16 protein-coding genes are annotated in these 15,878 nt (G+C 72.1%); 7 read left to right on the top strand and 9 right to left on the bottom strand.

What is annotated here, in order from left to right; genetic code table 11:
• Positions 1-9 precede the first annotated feature (9 nt).
• The 4 genes from ACIBJE_RS23450 to ACIBJE_RS23465 form a co-directional block, all read right to left on the bottom strand.
• Positions 10-1,059, bottom strand: a complete 1,050-nt coding sequence (locus ACIBJE_RS23450) for a PLP-dependent cysteine synthase family protein (RefSeq protein WP_396751644.1) — start codon at positions 1,057-1,059, stop codon at positions 10-12.
• A gap of 93 nt (positions 1,060-1,152) precedes the next feature.
• On the bottom strand, positions 1,153-2,988 hold the full coding sequence (locus tag ACIBJE_RS23455; RefSeq protein WP_396751646.1) for an asparagine synthetase B family protein: 1,836 nt from the start codon (positions 2,986-2,988) through the stop codon (positions 1,153-1,155).
• An 84-nt stretch (positions 2,989-3,072) separates the two neighbouring features.
• Positions 3,073-3,474, bottom strand: a complete 402-nt coding sequence (locus ACIBJE_RS23460) for a SchA/CurD-like domain-containing protein (RefSeq protein ID WP_396751648.1) — start codon at positions 3,472-3,474, stop codon at positions 3,073-3,075.
• 231 nt (positions 3,475-3,705) lie between these two features.
• The gene (locus tag ACIBJE_RS23465) at positions 3,706-5,286 is read right to left on the bottom strand and encodes a multicopper oxidase family protein (RefSeq protein ID WP_396751650.1); all 1,581 of its coding nucleotides are present in this window, start codon (positions 5,284-5,286) and stop codon (positions 3,706-3,708) included.
• Positions 5,287-5,446: 160 nt separating this feature from the next.
• Between ACIBJE_RS23465 and ACIBJE_RS23470 the strand changes: the two genes are divergently transcribed.
• Both ACIBJE_RS23470 and ACIBJE_RS23475 read left to right on the top strand, forming a co-directional pair.
• A complete protein-coding gene (locus tag ACIBJE_RS23470; RefSeq protein WP_396751652.1) occupies positions 5,447-6,181 on the top strand; it encodes an aspartate/glutamate racemase family protein in 735 nt (244 codons plus the stop codon).
• 125 nt (positions 6,182-6,306) lie between these two features.
• A complete protein-coding gene (locus ACIBJE_RS23475; protein ID WP_396751654.1) occupies positions 6,307-7,407 on the top strand; it encodes a pyridoxal-phosphate dependent enzyme in 1,101 nt (366 codons plus the stop codon).
• Positions 7,408-7,505: 98 nt separating this feature from the next.
• On the opposite strand, the gene ACIBJE_RS23480 is transcribed toward ACIBJE_RS23475, so the two are convergent.
• Positions 7,506-7,892 carry a DUF6059 family protein gene (locus ACIBJE_RS23480; RefSeq protein ID WP_396751656.1) on the bottom strand — a complete coding sequence of 129 codons (387 nt, stop codon included), beginning with the start codon at positions 7,890-7,892 and terminating at the stop codon, positions 7,506-7,508.
• A 238-nt stretch (positions 7,893-8,130) separates the two neighbouring features.
• On the opposite strand from ACIBJE_RS23480, the gene ACIBJE_RS23485 reads away from it, so the two are divergent.
• On the top strand, positions 8,131-8,469 hold the full coding sequence (locus ACIBJE_RS23485; protein ID WP_396751658.1) for a PadR family transcriptional regulator: 339 nt from the start codon (positions 8,131-8,133) through the stop codon (positions 8,467-8,469).
• A 92-nt stretch (positions 8,470-8,561) separates the two neighbouring features.
• Here the strand turns inward: ACIBJE_RS23485 and ACIBJE_RS23490 are convergent, their stop codons facing one another.
• The gene (locus ACIBJE_RS23490; protein WP_396751660.1) at positions 8,562-9,224 is read right to left on the bottom strand and encodes a permease prefix domain 1-containing protein; all 663 of its coding nucleotides are present in this window, start codon (positions 9,222-9,224) and stop codon (positions 8,562-8,564) included.
• A 209-nt stretch (positions 9,225-9,433) separates the two neighbouring features.
• On the opposite strand from ACIBJE_RS23490, the gene ACIBJE_RS23495 reads away from it, so the two are divergent.
• On the top strand, positions 9,434-9,964 hold the full coding sequence (locus tag ACIBJE_RS23495) for a GNAT family N-acetyltransferase (RefSeq protein ID WP_396751661.1): 531 nt from the start codon (positions 9,434-9,436) through the stop codon (positions 9,962-9,964).
• Between the two features lie 76 nt (positions 9,965-10,040).
• Here the strand turns inward: ACIBJE_RS23495 and ACIBJE_RS23500 are convergent, their stop codons facing one another.
• Positions 10,041-10,565 (bottom strand): general stress protein, encoded by a 525-nt coding sequence (locus ACIBJE_RS23500; protein WP_396751841.1) that lies wholly within the window; start codon positions 10,563-10,565, stop codon positions 10,041-10,043.
• Positions 10,566-10,813: 248 nt separating this feature from the next.
• Between ACIBJE_RS23500 and ACIBJE_RS23505 the strand changes: the two genes are divergently transcribed.
• A complete protein-coding gene (locus tag ACIBJE_RS23505) occupies positions 10,814-12,652 on the top strand; it encodes a glycoside hydrolase family 15 protein (protein ID WP_396751663.1) in 1,839 nt (612 codons plus the stop codon).
• Entirely contained in the window at positions 12,649-13,428 is a 780-nt protein-coding gene (locus ACIBJE_RS23510; protein WP_396751665.1) for a glucose 1-dehydrogenase, read from the top strand. The genes ACIBJE_RS23505 and ACIBJE_RS23510 overlap by 4 nt, the downstream gene beginning before the upstream one ends.
• A 54-nt stretch (positions 13,429-13,482) precedes the next feature.
• On the opposite strand, the gene ACIBJE_RS23515 is transcribed toward ACIBJE_RS23510, so the two are convergent.
• Entirely contained in the window at positions 13,483-14,877 is a 1,395-nt protein-coding gene (locus ACIBJE_RS23515; RefSeq protein ID WP_396751667.1) for a glycoside hydrolase family 6 protein, read from the bottom strand.
• 227 nt (positions 14,878-15,104) lie between these two features.
• On the opposite strand from ACIBJE_RS23515, the gene ACIBJE_RS23520 reads away from it, so the two are divergent.
• Positions 15,105-15,614: a metallophosphoesterase family protein gene (locus tag ACIBJE_RS23520; protein ID WP_396751843.1), complete on the top strand. Its 510-nt coding sequence runs from the start codon at positions 15,105-15,107 to the stop codon at positions 15,612-15,614.
• On the opposite strand, the gene ACIBJE_RS23525 is transcribed toward ACIBJE_RS23520, so the two are convergent.
• Positions 15,608-15,823, bottom strand: a complete 216-nt coding sequence (locus ACIBJE_RS23525) for a DUF3072 domain-containing protein (RefSeq protein WP_396751669.1) — start codon at positions 15,821-15,823, stop codon at positions 15,608-15,610. The two genes, ACIBJE_RS23520 and ACIBJE_RS23525, sit on opposite strands and share 7 nt — an antisense overlap.
• Positions 15,824-15,878 lie beyond the last annotated feature (55 nt).

A 15,878-nucleotide genomic window follows, 5' to 3' on the forward strand; every position in this document is an offset into this window, starting at 1 on the left:
CGTCCCTCCTCAGGCACTCGTGACCAGGCGGGACACCTGCTCCAGCGTCATCGACGGCCAGGCCGGCTCCTCGGCGGCGGCGACCAGCAGCTCCGCCGTGGCGAGCGCGGCCACCTGGTCGCCGAGGCCGTGGGCCCGCAGCCACTCGTCGTCGTACGACTCGCCGAGGTAGTTGCCGCCGTCGTCGGGGGCCACCGCGACGATCCGGGACCCCGGGTTGTGGTGCGCGAAGTGCAGCGCCCCGAAGACCGCCGCGCCGGCCGACTCGCCGACCAGCAGCCCCTCGCAACGGGCCAGCAGCCGGCTGGTGGCGATCCCCTCGTGGTCGGCGACCAGGTGCACCCGGTCGACCAGCTCGGTGGTGAGGTTCTCCGGCTTCCAGGCGATGCCCAGGCCGCGCATCAACCAGGTCTCGTACGGGAAACCGAACGCCCGCGACCCCTTCGCGTCGACCCCCACCGTGACCACGTCGGGAAGCTTCTTCTTCAGGGTCTCGGCGAGCCCGCTGATGTGGCCGCCGGTGCCGACCGCCGCGACCAGCGCGTCGAACTGGCCGACGTCGTCGAGGATCTCGTAGGCGGTCTGCTCGGCGTGGATCTTCGGGTTGGCCGGGTTGTCGTACTGGTTGGGCCAGAACGCGCCGGGCGTGGAGGCCAGCAGCTCCTGCACCCGGTTCAGCCGGGGCCGCTGGTATCCGGTCTCGTCCGGTTCCTTGACGATCTCCAGCTCGGCGCCGAACGCGGAGACGTACTCCACCATGGACGACGGTGCCTTCGGGTCGGTGACCAGGATGACCCGGTACCCGCGGGCCGCGCCGATCAGCGCGAGTCCCTTGCCGGTGTTGCCGGAGGAGGACTCGATGATGGTGCCGCCGGGCTTGAGCCGCCCGTCGCGCTCCGCCTCCAACACCATGGAGAGCGCCGTACGGTCCTTGACGCTGCCCGCCGGGTTGCGGGACTCGAGTTTGAGCAGGATCTCCGAGCCGTTGTCGACCCGGAGCCGGTTGAGCCGGACCACCGGGGTACGGCCGATTGTGTCCAGAACGCTGTCATTGATCATGTCGTACCCCTACGCCGTGAAGTCGCCGATGCGAGCGGATTGGTGACGGTCGTGCGGGGAGCGGTCGACGCGTGTGCCGCTCAGGAGGCGGCGTTACAGCGCCAGCCGGACCCGGTAGTGGTGTAGCCAGAGGTTGAGCTGGAGCGTCAGCTCGGCCGCCGCGCGGGCGATCCGGTCCTTGGCCAGTCGCGGCGCGTCGTCGGCGAGCGCCTTCGACGCCGCCAGGTCGATCAGCGGACGGACGGGGGCGTCCGGGTCGGCGAGGATCGCCCGGAACTCCTCCTGGAGTCGTTGCGCGTAGCTCGGGTGGTTGCTGACCGGCGTCGCGCTCTGCCGGCGCTTGAGCACCTGCTCGGGCAGCAGGTCGGCGACCGCCGCGCGGAGCAGGCTCTTCTCCTGGCCACCCTGCTGGTGGAACTCGGTCGGCACGTTGTAGGCGTACTCGACGAGCTTGTAGTAGTTGATCGGGGCGCGGGTCTGGAGCCCGGCCGCGGCGAACACCGAGCCGTCCAGCGGCGCCCGGGTCAGCACCAGGTACGCGACGCGGCGCATGATCCGCTGCCACTCGGTGTCGCTCGGCAGGTACTCCACCTCGCTGATCGCCTTGTGGTATTCGTCCGCGTAGTAGTTGCGCAGGTCCAGCGCGGCGAGGGTGTCGGAGTTGAGCAGCCCGGTGCCGAAGCCGTTCGTCGCCCCGTAGCGCTGGGCCAGCGCGATCCACGGGAACGTGTCGGACCTGACCAGCCCCTCGTCGGTGGACCAGCGGGCCCCCTGGAAGAGCTGGTCACCCGCGCCGCCGGTGAGGACGATCTTGCCGCCCTGCGCCCCCGCGTGCTGGATGAACAGGTACTGCGACGTCTCCATGTCGTAGATGCGGGTGGGGGAGTCCTTGGACCGCAGCATGCCCTGCCGGATGATCGGGTGCAGGATGTCCGTCGACTCCAGTTCGACCAGGTTGTGCACCGAGCCGATCATGTCCGCGACCGCCTGCGCGTACGGCGAGTCACGGGTGTCGCGCATGACGTCCGCCTCGAACTCGCTGGACTTGAAGTCCACCGTGTACGTGTGCAGCTTGTCGCCGTCCCGGCGGCGCAGCTCGGCCGCGGCCAGCGCCGCCACCGAGGACGAGTCGATGCCGCCGGAGAGGGTGGCCACCAGCCGGGACGTGTCGGTGGGCAGCATCTCCCGCATGCTGTCCTCGAGCATCCGGCGCACGGTGGCGGTGGTCGACGCCAGGTCCTCCTCGTGCGGGCGGCTGGTCAGCCGCCAGTACGTCCGCTTCTGCCATCCCGCCCGGCTGAACCGCGCGATCTCGGCACCCTTGACGGACTCGAGGCCCTTGAAGATCGGGCCTGAGGGCAGCGCGTGGGAGATCGCCTCGCGCAGTCCGGCCGCGTCCAGGACCGCGTCGACCTCCGGGTGGGCCAGCAGGGTCTTGCGCTCGGTGGCGAAGATCATGCCGGTGGAGGTGTGGGTGTAGTACAGCGGCTGCTGGGAGAGCTGGTCGCGGGCCAGCACCAGTTCCTCGGTGCGCGCGTCCCAGACGACGATCGCGAACGGACCGGCCAGCCAGGGGATGAACTCCACTCCCCACTGCTGGTAGGCGGCGGAGATCAGCTCGACGGCCGGGGTGTCCGGGCCGAACCCGCGCCCCGCCGAACGCAACCGCTGCCGCAGGTCGTCGAGGTGCATCGGGACACCGGTCACGGCGGTGACGACCGGGAAGCCGTCGACCTCGGCGACGAACGGCTGTCGCCCGACGGATCCGTCCGTGTCGAGGGTGCGGTAGCCCAGCGCGGCGCGCGGCGAGACCCACACCGCCTCGCCGTCCGGGCCGCGCTGGGCCAGCGTCGCCGTCAGCATCGTGACGACGGGGCGGTCCAGGACCAGGTCTCGGGTGAAGTCGATCCAGCCAAAAACGCCAGACATGAAGCTACCTTTCGCGCTGATCGAGGTGGGGGAGTGCGGTTGCCGGCGGCACACGCCACCGGCAACCAGTTCGCCGAGGCGCGGTCAGCCCTGCTGCACGCCGGCCGGCACCGGGCCGGGGTAGTTCTCCTTGTTCAGCTGCGCGATGCAGCGCATGGTGGCGTTGCGGAAGTACTCGGCGAACTTCTCCGGGGTGCTGGTGTCCCGCTGGGTCTTCAGGTACTTGGCCAGCCGGCCCTCGAGGTCGTGGACGCCGGCCTGCTGGCCCATGTGCCGGCCGATCGCGCTGAAGTCGCCCTCGTAGTGGATGACCCGGATGACGATCTCGTCCTTGATGAAGACCGCGCTGCCCAGCAGCTCGCCGACCTTCTCGCCCTTCTCGTCGGTGAGGACCGGGCTGCTGACCCGGCGGAAGTTCGCGAAGATCTCGGCGATCTCGTCCTCGTGCCCGGGAATGACGTCGTACCTGATCGCGGCGTACGGCATGCTCGCGGTCCTTTCGCGTGGTCGTCGGATGCGGCGGGTGGCCTGACGGCGCGGCCTGGTGATCGCCAACTCCGCCGAGGCGCACGTTTCCACCGGCGGCTCGAAGGCGGATTGGAAAGGGCTCAAGGCAGGTGGGCGTGGCCGCCGCCCGGGGCGGGCGACCGGCGCGCAGACGGCGACCGGCGCGCACCCTGTCGGGTACGCGCCGGTCGCTGTCGCGGTCGTGCGGGATCAGACCACTTCGAGGTTGCCCATCATCACCATGTCCTCGTGTTCGAGGTTGTGGCAGTGGAAGACGAACTTGCCCTTGTATCCGGTGAACTTGGCCAGCACCTCGACCACCTGACCGGGCAGGACGTCGACGGTGTCCTTCCAGCCGGCGTCGCGGGCCAGCGGAGCCCGCCCCTGGCGGCTGACCACCTGGAAGTGGGCCAGGTGCAGGTGGACCGGGTGGTGGACGTCGGTGACCAGCTTCCAGAGCTCCACGGAGCCGAGCCTGGGCTGGGCGTCCATCCGGTTCGGGTCGAACGGCTTGCCGTTGATCGTCCAGACCTGCCGGCCGCCGGAGTTCCCCTGACCGAACATGAACTGGCGGGTCTGCACGGACATCGAGCGGTCGAGCTGCTCGAAGTCGGCCAGCCGGCCCGGCACGGTGCTGTCGTCCGAGGCGCTGCGGGCGACGTGGAACTGCATGATCGCGCCCAGCTTGCCGCTGTCCAGCTCGTTGCGAAGGGTGACCTTGGTGCCGACCTTGAACTTCGAGAAGTCGATGACCAGGTCGTACCGCTCGGCCGGGGCGATCTCGATCTTGTCGTGCCCGATCGGCGCGCCGAGCAGGCCGGCGTCACTGCCGACCTGGACGAACGAGCTGCCGTCGCTCGGCTTCGGGTCGAGGCTCAGGCCGTACCGCCGGGCGTTGGAGCCGTTGAGGACCCGGAACCGGTACCGGGTGTTCGTGACGTCCATGATCGGCCAGGGAGCGCCGTTGACCAGGATGATGTCACCGAGCACCCCACTCATGAACGACCCGGTCACCCCCGGGTCCTTCAGGTTGTGGTCGACCGAGGGGTAGCGGAACGAGCCGTCCTCGGAGAACGCCCGGTCGCAGATGAACAGGGGCACCTCCCGCTCACCCTTGGGCAGCGGCAGGGCGTCCTCCTCGTCGTCGCGGACGATGTGGAACCCGGCGAGCCCCCGGTAGACCTGGGGACCGGTGAAGTCCATCCGGTGGTCGTGGTACCAGAGCGTGGCGGCGGACTGGTCGAGCGGGTAGATGTAGTCCTTCGTGCCCTGGCTGGTGTTGCCGGGGGCCATGTCGTGGCCGCCCATGCTCTTGCCCGGCTCCCAGCCCCCGTTGGGCAGGATGTAGTCGATCGGGTAGCCGTCGTGCTCGGGCGGGGTCTTCCCGCCGTGCAGGTGCACCACCACCGGCACGGGAAGCTCGTTGCGGTGCCGGACCACGGTCCGGCGGCCGGCGCGCGACTCGATGGTCGGCCCGGGGAACGTGCCGTTGTAACCCCAGATCTCGGTCTTGTGCCCGGGGACTATCTCCACTTTGGCTGATCGCTGGGTGAGCTCGTAGAAGTCGGTGCCGCCGTCGGAGTTGCTCGGTTTGAGCACCTGCGGTCGGGGGAGTGGGACCTGGAACTGCTCCGGGATCTTGAGTTCGCTCTTCATCCGGGAACCGGTGGAGCCGTGACTGTTGCCGAGGTTGTCGCCGAGCCGGTCGCCGATTTCCGAGCACCCGGCGAGTGGGACGGCAGCGGCTGCGCCGCCCGCCAGTTGGATCAGACGTCGACGGCTCAGGTTCATGACAGCTCCTTACGAGGGAGACCGGCGGAGGGACAACCGGCCATATGCCAGTACGCTACACGTAGCCACCCTACCTAAACCGAACGGTGGCTCGCGGGCTCGCCCACCCGGGGCGACCGGACTCGTCCGGCGCTCGAGCGGATCTCGCTACCGTCCGATCATGGCGGAGACCACGACCCATCGCGATCCCCAGTGGACCCACCGGCTCGGTTTCCTGGTGCCCAGTGTGAACACGGTCATCGAGCGGGACCTGCGACTGAGCCTGCCCGCGACGGTCAGCGCGCACGTCGCCCGGATGTCCATCATCCGGGACACCCCCGAACAGCTCGCCGCGCTTGCCGACAGCGTGCCCGGGGCGGCCACGCTGCTCTCCCACGCTGCCGTCGACTCGATCGTCTTCGCCTGCACCAGCGGCAGCCTCTACCACGGGCTCGGCTACGACGGCGAGATCACCGAGCGGATCACCGCCGCGGCCGGCGTGCCCGCCTCCACCACGTCCACCGCCGTGGTGGCGGCGCTGCGCTCGCTCGGCCTGAGCCGGGTGGTGCTGGTCACGCCGTACGAGCCCTGGCTCGACGAGTTGGTCGGGGCCTTCCTGGGCGCGCACGGCATCGAGGTGACCGCCACCGCCGGTCCGGCCCTGCCGGATCCGTTGGACACCGCCTCCGTTCCGCCGGAGGAGATCGCCGCCGCGGTCGTCGACCCCGGTGCCGCCGACGGCATCGTCATCAGCTGCACCGCGTTCCGGGGGCTGGAGGCCGCCCGGATCCTGCGCGAGCGCTTCGGCCTGCCGGTGGTCTCCAGCAACGAGGCGACCTGCTGGGAGGGGCTGCGGCTGGCCGGCCGCGCCCCGGACACGTTCCCCCTCGACGGGTACGCCGCCCTGTGTCGCTGAACCTCCCACCATGCGGGTCGAGTCCCGCGACCGGGCTGTTCCGCTCCACCTAAACTGGACGCTTCCGCGGGCGTCCGGATCGGGTCCGTCCCACCGCCGTCCGTCCACTCTGGTCCGGGAGAAGCATGCCCACGATTCAGAACCCGCGCCTGGCGGGGCTCGCCTGTATCCGCTGCGAACGCCGGTACGAGGTGGCCGACCACTCCACCGGTTGCCCGGCCTGCCTGGCCGAGGGCAGACCGATGAACCTGGAGTGCGTGTACACCCCGGGGGACTCCACCGGGGTCGACCAGCCCTACCTGCGGCCGATCACCCTCGGCGAGGGGCGCACCCCGCTGCTGACCGACGCCGCCGGAGCCGTGAAGGGACTGGACGTCGCCCTCAAGTGGGAGGGTGCCAACCCCACCGGCTCGCACAAGGACCGGTTCAGCGCGGTGGTGGTCAGCCGGGCGGTGTACGCCGGTTACGAGGGGATCGTCGCCGCCTCCTCCGGCAACGCCGGGGTGTCGCTGGCGACCTACTGCGGTCGGGCCGGGCTGCGCTGCGAGATCGCGGTCACCGACGACACTCCCGCCCGGGTGGTGGAGCTGATGCGCGACCTCGGCGCGGAGGTGGTCTCCTTCCCCCACAGCGAACAGCGCTGGAAGCACGTCGCCGCCTACCGCGACTCCCGGACCATGCTGCCGGTCACCAATTTCGTCGTCCCTCCGGTGGGCAGCAGCCCGTTCGGCATCGAGGGGTACAAGCTGGTCGCGGAGGAGATCCTCGCCGACCGGGCCGGCAGGGCACCGGGGTGGGTGGTGGTGCCGGCGTCCCGGGGCGACCTCGCGTGGGGCGTTTACCTCGGCTTCCGGGAACTGCTCGGCTCCGACGCGGTGCCCCGGATCTGCCTGGTGGAGCCTTTCCCCCGGGTCGCGGCGGTGCTCGCCGGTGCCGACGAGTACGCGACGTTCCCCGGCAATACCCACGCGATGCCGTCGCTCGGCGGCAACCAGCTCGCCGTCCAGGCCGTCGAGGCGGTCCGGCGGTCCCGGGGGCACGCCGTGGCGGTGGACGACGAGAGCGTCCTCGCCGAGACCCGCCGCCTCTGGCGGGCCGGGTTCCCCCTGGAACCGAGCAGCGCGGCCGGTCTGCTCGCCGTCTCCCGGGCCCTGGCCGACGGGACGATGACCCCGGAGTCCGACGTCGTCGTCGTGGCCACCGCGCACGGTCTCAAGGGCATGTGAGCCGACCGCGCCGATCCTCGATGTGGTGCCCGTGGTCCGGGATGGTCGATGCCGGCCGACCCGGACCACGGAACGAAGGTGCCGACCGGTGCCCCGGATCAGCGCAGCTGCGACCAGAGCCGACGTTCCGTCGGGGTCGGGGGAACGTGGGGGATCAACCGCTCGGGGTGTCCGGCCGGCATCCCGCCCGGTCCCGCCCCGGCCCGCAGGGCGCCCGGCCCGACCCGCGAGGGCGGTCGCGCAGGCCCGTCGGTCGTCGGTAGGTCGGTCCCGCCGGTCGTCGGTCGCCCGGTGGCGGTGGGATCGGCGACCGTTCCGCCGGGCGACCCGGCCCCGCCCACCGGTGGCGTGGCGGGGGGAAAGGCCTCGGGCGGCAGCGGCGTGCCGATGAGCGCCGCGCCGAACGTCGCCAGCTGGGTGAACAGCTCCCGGGCGGCCTCGGTGGCCAGTCGGCGGCACCTGCTCAGAAACCGGTACGCGTCCATCCCGCCGTCCTCGTCCGCACGTCGTGTCGCGGTGACGGGGGCGGGCCTCGGATGTCGGCGCGGTCCCGCCGTCTCCCGGCGTGGCACCAGGATGGCCGGCACGACTCGACGCGTGGTCGAGGGCCGGTGGCGGTGGCGGCGCCCGGACGGGACCGGCGAGCGCGAGCGCCCAGATCGTCCCAAATAGGGGATCTACCTGTAGCTAGGCTACTGTAATGGCTTCGTGTAGATTGGCTACATGAGGCCAAACGCGTTGCGGGGGCACCTCGACGCCCTGATTCTCTCCGTGCTGGAGCGCGAGTCGCTGCACGGTTACGCGATCATGGAAGCTCTCCAGGCCCGCAGCGGCGGCGCGCTCGACCTGCCGACCGGCACCCTGTACCCGGCCCTGCGCCGGTTGGAGCGGGCGGGCTACGTGCAGAGCGAGTGGAGCACGGTCAGCGGCCGTAAGCGTCGGACGTACCAGCTCACCGCCTCCGGGCGGGGGGCCCTGGCCGACGAGCGCTCCGAGTGGCGGGACTTCGCCGCGGTGGTCGAGGGCGTGCTGCGTCCCGGCACGGCGGTGGGCTTCGCCTGAGTCCACCCGGTGCCGCCCGGTCCCCGGGTGACCGCCGCCGCAGGTGCGCAGGGTTCTTGCGGGTCCGCCCGGCCGGGCCGTCCGTCCGAGGGTCAGGCGGCGCTCAGGCAGTTCCGACCCGCGACGCCGATCCCCGCCAGCGGAATACCGAGGAGAACCAGCGCGCTCGGCAACCCGGCGACGCTCATCAGCGCGTTCGGGGTGAGCACGGTCAGCAGCACCCCGAGCACGGAGAAGACCACGCAGACCGCGAAGGCGAAGACCCCGGTGGCCCGGACGAGCCGGCGACGAGCGCCGAGGTAGCGGACGCCGTACCCGGCGGCGGTGGCGACCAGGATCGCGGTGAGCAGGGTCGCCGTGCCCATCCAGCTGACCGTCTCGTCGACCAGCTGGTAGCCGGGGCTGCCGTCCCCCACGCTGCCGGCCAGGTGCCGGGTCAACCGCCACAGCACCGGCTGGGCGGCCAGCACGAAAAAGATCAACAGGGCGGTACGGCGGCCCTGGGCCAGCCCCAGTTCGGTCTGGTAGTCGGGAGCGATCTCGGGCACCGCCCCGAACTCGGCGAGCGCCCGCCGCTCGGCGTCGCGTCGGTCGAGGCCGGCGTCCTCGTAGGCGTCGGCCGCGTCCAGGAGACCGTCCCGCGCCTCCGCGAGGAGATCGGCCTTGGTCGTCCGGGGGCCGCGGAGGGTCTTGTCCAACTCGGCGACGTATGCCTCGATCATGTCCATCCGGAGCAGCTCCCTCGCCGGGACCATCGCATGGACGAGTATAGGCAAATTGCGCCTCGCGTTCTCCTCAGGGAACGCCCCGAGATGACCCTTAGCTTCCCCCTCGGGGACGCCTCCGGCGATTCCGGGTGCCACGTTCGCCCCGTTCAGCGCCATCAATGGGCCAGCTTTGATCGGAACGGTGGCGACAGAAATTCCGCGCGTGGGACCGGCGTGGCGTGCCAGACTCCCGGCCCGTGGAACATGTTGAACTGCGTGCTGCTGAGCTGCTGTTACGCCCCTGGCGCGAGGAGGACGCCGCAGGCGTCCTCGCCGCGCTGCGCGACCCGGAGACGGCACAGTGGAACCCCTCCGCCCCCGGGCTGGACCTGGCCGGGGCGCAAGCCTGGACCCGGGCCCGCGCCGACTGGTCGGCCGGCACCCAGGCCTCGTTCGCCGTCACCGACGTGGCGAGCGGGGCCCTGACCGGTTCGGTCTCGCTGCACCGCATCCACGGGGACGAGGCCTCGATCGGATACTGGACGGTGCCCGCGGCCCGGGGGCGGGGCGTCGCCACCGCCGCCGTCCGGCTGGTCACCGGTTGGGCATTCGGGTCGCTCGGCCTGCACCGGATCGAGCTCTGCCACGCCGTGGCGAACCCCGCCTCGTGCCGGGTCGCCGCCCGTGCCGGCTATCCGTTGGAAGGGACGTTGCGCGAGTCCTACCGCTACGGCGACGGCCGCCGCCACGACGAGCACCTGCACGCCCGGCTCGCCACCGACGAGTGAACGGAGGGAGCCGGCGGGGACTGCGCCCCCACCGGCTCCGTCGGGTGGCCAGCCCGGCAGCCGATTCCTGGTCCGGTCACCCACCCGTACGCCGGGTCGGCGTCAGGTGCATCCGGCCGAGCAGTTCCTGCGCCTGGTCGGCGAACTGGGCGTCGACGGTGACCGCGTACTGACCGGCCCGCAGCGAACTGGCCGAGGTGAAGTCGCGGCGGCCACCGGTCATGGCGTGGGCGATCGCCCCGAAGACGGCACCCCAGATCGCGCCGACCACCAGGCCGACCAGGATGACCGCAACCCAGTTGCCGACGGTGAAGATGCCGAACAGCAAGCCGATGAAGAGCCCGAACCACGCCCCCGTGCCGGCGCCGACCAACGCCGAGCGGCCGGTGGTCATCCGGCCGAGCACGGTCTCCACCAGGGTCAGGTTGGTGCCCACGATGGCGGTGTGTTCCACCGGGAACCGGTTGTCCGCCAGTTGGTCCACCATCCGCTGGGCGGACGGGTAGTCCGGATACGACCCGATGGTCACGGTGGGGCGGCCGCCCTGCGGGCCCCGGCCGTCGTCGGACGGAATCGGCTGGCCGGCGGGACCGGACGGCATCGTGCCAGCGCCTGCCGTCCAGGGCTGCCCGGCGGCGGCCGGAGTCGAGGATCTGGTCATGAGCTGCCTCCTTCGGTCGACCTTCCGGGTTCCCGCCCGCCGCGCGCGGTAACCCGGCCGCGTCACGCCCGCCAGGGGTGGTGGCCGGGCCGGGTCGTGGCCGGCCCCGGGGAACGGGTCGCGCCGGGGATGGCGGAACCACCCGGCGGAACGTGAATGCCCGATGGGCCCGCCGGGTAGGCCGTCGCGTGGAGAACGCACGGATCAGCGAGCACGGGTTCCTCGCCGACGGGTGCACCGCCGCGCTGGTGGACCGGTGGGGCAGCGTGGACTGGTGGTGCCCGGCCCGCTTCGACGCGCCCTCGGTGTTCGGGCGGATCCTCGACGACGACGCCGGGCACTGGTCGGTCCGCCCGGACGGCCGGTACGAGTGCGAGCGCGCGTACCTGGACGACACGCTCGTGCTGCGGACGGTCTTCACCACCCCGCACGGGGCGGTGGCCGTCACCGACGCCCTCGCGATCGAGCCCGGCGCGCGGGGCCACGAGATCGGCCGCCGTCCGCCCCGCATGTTGGCCCGCGTCGTGCACGGCCTCTCCGGCACCGTCGGGATGCGACTGCACTACCGGCCCCGCTTCGAGTACGGCCGGGTGACCGCGTACCTGACCGACCACGACGGCCTGGTCGAGGCCACCGCAGGTACGGCCACCCTGCGGCTGCGCAGCGACGTTCCGCTGACCTTCGGGATGGGGGAGGCGGCGGCCCGGTTCGACGTCCGGGCCGGTGAGACGTACCGGTTCACGCTCGCCTGGACGCCCGCCGACGAGGGAGCCGGCGCGCCGGTGCCGGCGGCCGACGAGGTGGTGGCGGAGGCGACGGCCGGCTGGCGTTCCTGGGCCGCGCTGCACGACTACCAGGGCAGCCATCGCCCGGAGGTACGCCGCAGCGCGATGGTCGTGCAGGGGATGACCTACCAGCCCAGCGGGGCGGTGGTGGCCGCGGCGACCACCTCCCTGCCCGAGGAACCGGGCGGGGACCGCAACTACGACTACCGCTTCGTCTGGGTCCGCGACTTCAGCCTCACCCTGCACGCCCTGTGGCGGGCGGCCTGCCCGGACGAGGCGAACCGGCAGTTCGCCTGGGTCGCCCGGGCGATGGGACGGATCGACGGCCAGCCGGCCCCGATCATGTACGGCGTCGAGGGCGAGCGGGACCTCACCGAGCACCGCCTCGACCACCTGCGCGGATACGCCGACAGCCAGCCGGTCCTCGTCGGCAACGACGCATGGCGGCAGCGGCAGTCCGACGTGCTCGGCGAGGTGCTCGACGCGGCCTGGCTGATGCGGCACTACCTGGACCCGATGACGCCCGAGGTGCGTACCCTGCTGCGGGCCCTGGCCGACCAGGCGGCCACCGACTGGCGGCGACCGGACTCCGGCATGTGGGAGGCCCGGGACGTCGAGCGGCACTACGTCTCGTCCAAGGTGCAGTGCTGGACCGCGCTGGACCGGGCGGTGCGCTTCGGTCCCCGGTTGGGCGACGATGCGGACCTGGCCCGCTGGGCGGCGGCCCGGGACGAGGTCCGACGGGCGGTGCTCACCCGGGGATGGAACGAGCGGGTCGGCGCGTACACCGGGGCCTTCGGCTCCGACGAACTGGACGCCTCGGTGCTCATCATGCCGTTGGTCGGGTTCCTGCCGGCCGACGACCCCGGGATGCGCGCCACGATGGCGCTCGTCGAGCGACGGCTGGGCCACGACGGACTGCTGCGGCGCTGGGACGGCGACCCGGCGGGGTTCCTCATCTGCTCGTTCTGGTTGGTGGGCGCGCTGGCCCTGGCCGGCGAGCGGGACCGGGCCGAGCGGCTGTTCGACCGGCTCGTCGGGCGGGTCAACGACCTGGGGTTGTTCGCCGAACAGATCGACCCGGTCACCGGGGAACAACTCGGCAACTTCCCGCAGGCGTTCTCCCACATCGGACTGATCAACGCGGCCGGTCGGCTGACCGAGGCCGCCGAGCGGGCCCGACCACGGGCGCGCCAGCCCGTGCCCACCGGCACGGGCACGAGGGAGGGAGCAGGATCGTGACCGGACGACTGGCGGGGAAGACGGCCCTGATTACCGGATCGGACTCGGGGATCGGGCAGGCGACGGCGATCGAGTTCGGCCGGGAGGGCGCCGACGTGGTGGTGCACTACCTGCACGACCGGGACGGGGCGGAGCACACCCGGGGCGAGGTCGAGGCGTCCGGCCGGCGGGCGATCGTGGTGCAGGGCGACATCAGCGACGAGCAGCGCGTCGAGTCGATGTTCGACGAGGCGCTGGCCGAGTTCGGCACACTGGACGTGCTGATGAACAACGCCGGGGTGGATGCCTCCGGCACCCCGGTGGCCGACCTGGACACCGGGACCTGGGACCGGGCGATCCGCACCAACGTGTACGGGGCGTTCTTCTGCTCCCGCCGGTTCGTCCGGCACCGCCGGGAGTCCGGCGGCGGCGGGCGGATCATCAACACCACGTCGATCCACCAGGAGGTGGCCCGGGCCGGCGGCGCGGACTACGACACCAGCAAGGGGGCGTTGCTGGAGTTCGCCAAGACCCTGGCCCTGGAGGGCGCGCCGATGAAGATGAACGTCAACAACATCGCGCCGGGCATGGTGCTCACCCCGTTCAACCAGCGGGCGATCGACGATCCGGGGTACCTCGAGGAGCAGGTGCAGAGCATCCCGTGGAAGCGGGCCGCGCAGCCGCACGAGATCGGCCGGTTGGCGGTCTTCCTGGCCAGCGACGAGGCCGACTACGTGACCGGCTCCACCTACGTGATGGACGGTGGGCTGATGCAGAACCAGGGCCAGGGAGCCTGACCGGCGTGGGCCTCCGGTGGCCCCCGGCCGACATCGGCCGGGGGCCCGGGCGGATCAGGTGGTGCAGGCGGTGCCGTTCAGGGTGACGGCCCCGAAGGCGGGAAGGGCGGTGCCGGTGAAGGTGCCCTGGAAACCGACGGTGAGCGTCCCGCCGGTGGGCACGCTGCCGTTCCAGGAGACGTTGCGGACGGTGAGCCGGTTGCCGGACTGGCTCCACTCACCGTTCCAGCCGTTGGTCAGCCGGACGCCGTCGGCGACGGTGAGTGCGAGCGTCCACCCGCTCAACGCGGCACCGCTGTTGGTCACGCGGATCTCGGCGGTGAAACCACCCGCCCAGCTGTTCGAGACGACCGTGGCGGCGCAGCCATCCCCGCCCGGCGGGGTCGTGGGCGGCGGCGTGGTGGGCGGGGGAGTGGTCGGCGGTGGCGTGGTGGCCGGGGGCGTGGTCGGTGGCGCGGTGGTCGCCGGGGGTGTGGTCGGTCCGGCCGCCATGGCCAGCTCGTACGCCCGCTGCGGGACGAACTGACCGGCTCCGGCGATGCAGCCGTCCGCCTCGCCCGGCAGCTTCACCCAGAGGAACGCGGCGATCGCCGGGTCACCGGTGTCCGTGGTGCTCGGCGTTCCGATGGCCCGTCCGGGCGGATCGCACCACTGCGAACCGGAGGGCCCGTTGCCGTTGCGGCTGGTGTCCACGACGGCCCGGAGCCCGGCGACGCCGGTGGCGGCGATCACCTGCTTGGCGTACGGGACGGCCTCGGCGGTGGTGCGGTAGTTCGACACGTTGACCGAGATGCCGTCCGCGCTGGTCGCGATCTCCGCGCCGACCAGCCGGGCGGCGATGTCGGCGGGCGGGAGCCAGGCCGAGTGCCCGGCGTCGAAGTAGACCCGGGCCTGCGCCGAGGCCGCCTTGAGCCGCTTGCCGGCGTACGCCATCGACGCCTTCGTCTCGGCCTGCTGGCCGGCGTTCTGGCAGTTCGTCATCAGCGGCAGGACGTCCGGTTCCAGGACGATGGTGGCCGGTCGGCCGGCCAGCCCGGCGGCGACCTGGTCGACCCACTGCCGGTAGGCGGTGTGGTTGGGTGCTCCGCCGCCGCTGGCCCCGCTGCAGTCGCGGTTGGGGATGTTGTAGACCACCAGGATCGGGATCTTCCCGGCTGCGGCGGCGGCCCCGACCAGGGCGTCCACCTCGGCGCGTACGGTGGCGGTGTTGGTGGTGGTGAACCAGCGGGCCTGCGGGACGCTGGCGATCCGGTCCCGGATCACCGGGGCGCGCGAGTCGCCCGGGTTGGCGGCGACCCAGGAGGCCGCGGACGTGTGCGGGTCGACGTAGAAGGCGGATTCGGCCGCCGTGGCGGCCGGTGGGCGGAGCGCGCCCACCGCGATCGTCGTCGCGGCGGCGAAGGCGGCCGTCGCGGCGGTCACCGCGACGAGCCGGGGTTTCGTCCTCAATTACCTCTCCTATCGGACATGCCCTATGGAAGCGCTCCCACGCCACCTCCACCGTACGTCCCACCCCTGCCGAAGTGAAGCCCCCACCCACATTCCGCACCCGATCGCGCCGGCGCTCCCCGCACCGGCGACGATGACGTGGGGACCGCTGACCGGCCCGGCGGCTTTCCTGACTGCCGCGACGGACCGGGGTGGACGGAGCATGTTGACGGGAAGGGGGAAGCGTGGTGCGGGTGGTGATCACGGCGGACACGCACGTGCCCAAACGGGCCCGGGACCTGCCCGAGCCGCTCTGGGCGGCCATCGCCGCCGCAGACGTGGTGCTGCACGCCGGTGACTGGGTGGACGTGGCGCTGCTCGACGCCGTCGAGTCCCGGTCCCGTCGGCTGGTCGCCGTGTACGGCAACAACGACGGGCCGGCGCTGCGCGCGCGGCTGCCCGAGGTGGCCCGGGTCGAACTGGCCGGGCTCCGGGTGGCCGTCGTACACGAGACCGGCCCGCGCGCCGGTCGGGAGACCCGGTGCGCCGCCCGGTTCCCCGACTGCGACCTCCTCGTCTTCGGGCACTCGCACATCCCGTGGGACACCGTCGCGCCGACGGGGCTGCGGTTGCTCAACCCCGGGTCGCCGACCGACCGGCGGGCCCAGCCGCACGCCACGTACCTGACCGCCCGGGTGGCGGCGGGGCGGCTCGACCGGGTCGAACTGCACCGCCTGCCCCGGCGGTCGGATCACTGACCCCGACCGGTCTCCTCCTGGAGCTCGTCGATCCGCCGGGCCGCCCCCGCCTTGGTCAGTCCGTCCGGGACCTCCGCGCCGGCCTCCCGGGAGAGCGTGGCCAGATACGACTCCTGGGCCGCCGTCGGTGGCTCGTCGCCGGTGACCCACTCGTCCGGGTCCTTGATCGCCCCACGGGGGTCGGCGTGGATGCTGTCGCGGTCCGTCATGGTCTCCACCTTTCCTCGAACAGGTGTGCCAGTACCCGCCCGTCGGGTGCTTCAT

Origin of the sequence: Micromonospora sp. NPDC050187 (assembly GCF_044459745.1) — a bacterium.
GTDB lineage: Bacteria > Actinomycetota > Actinomycetes > Mycobacteriales > Micromonosporaceae > Micromonospora.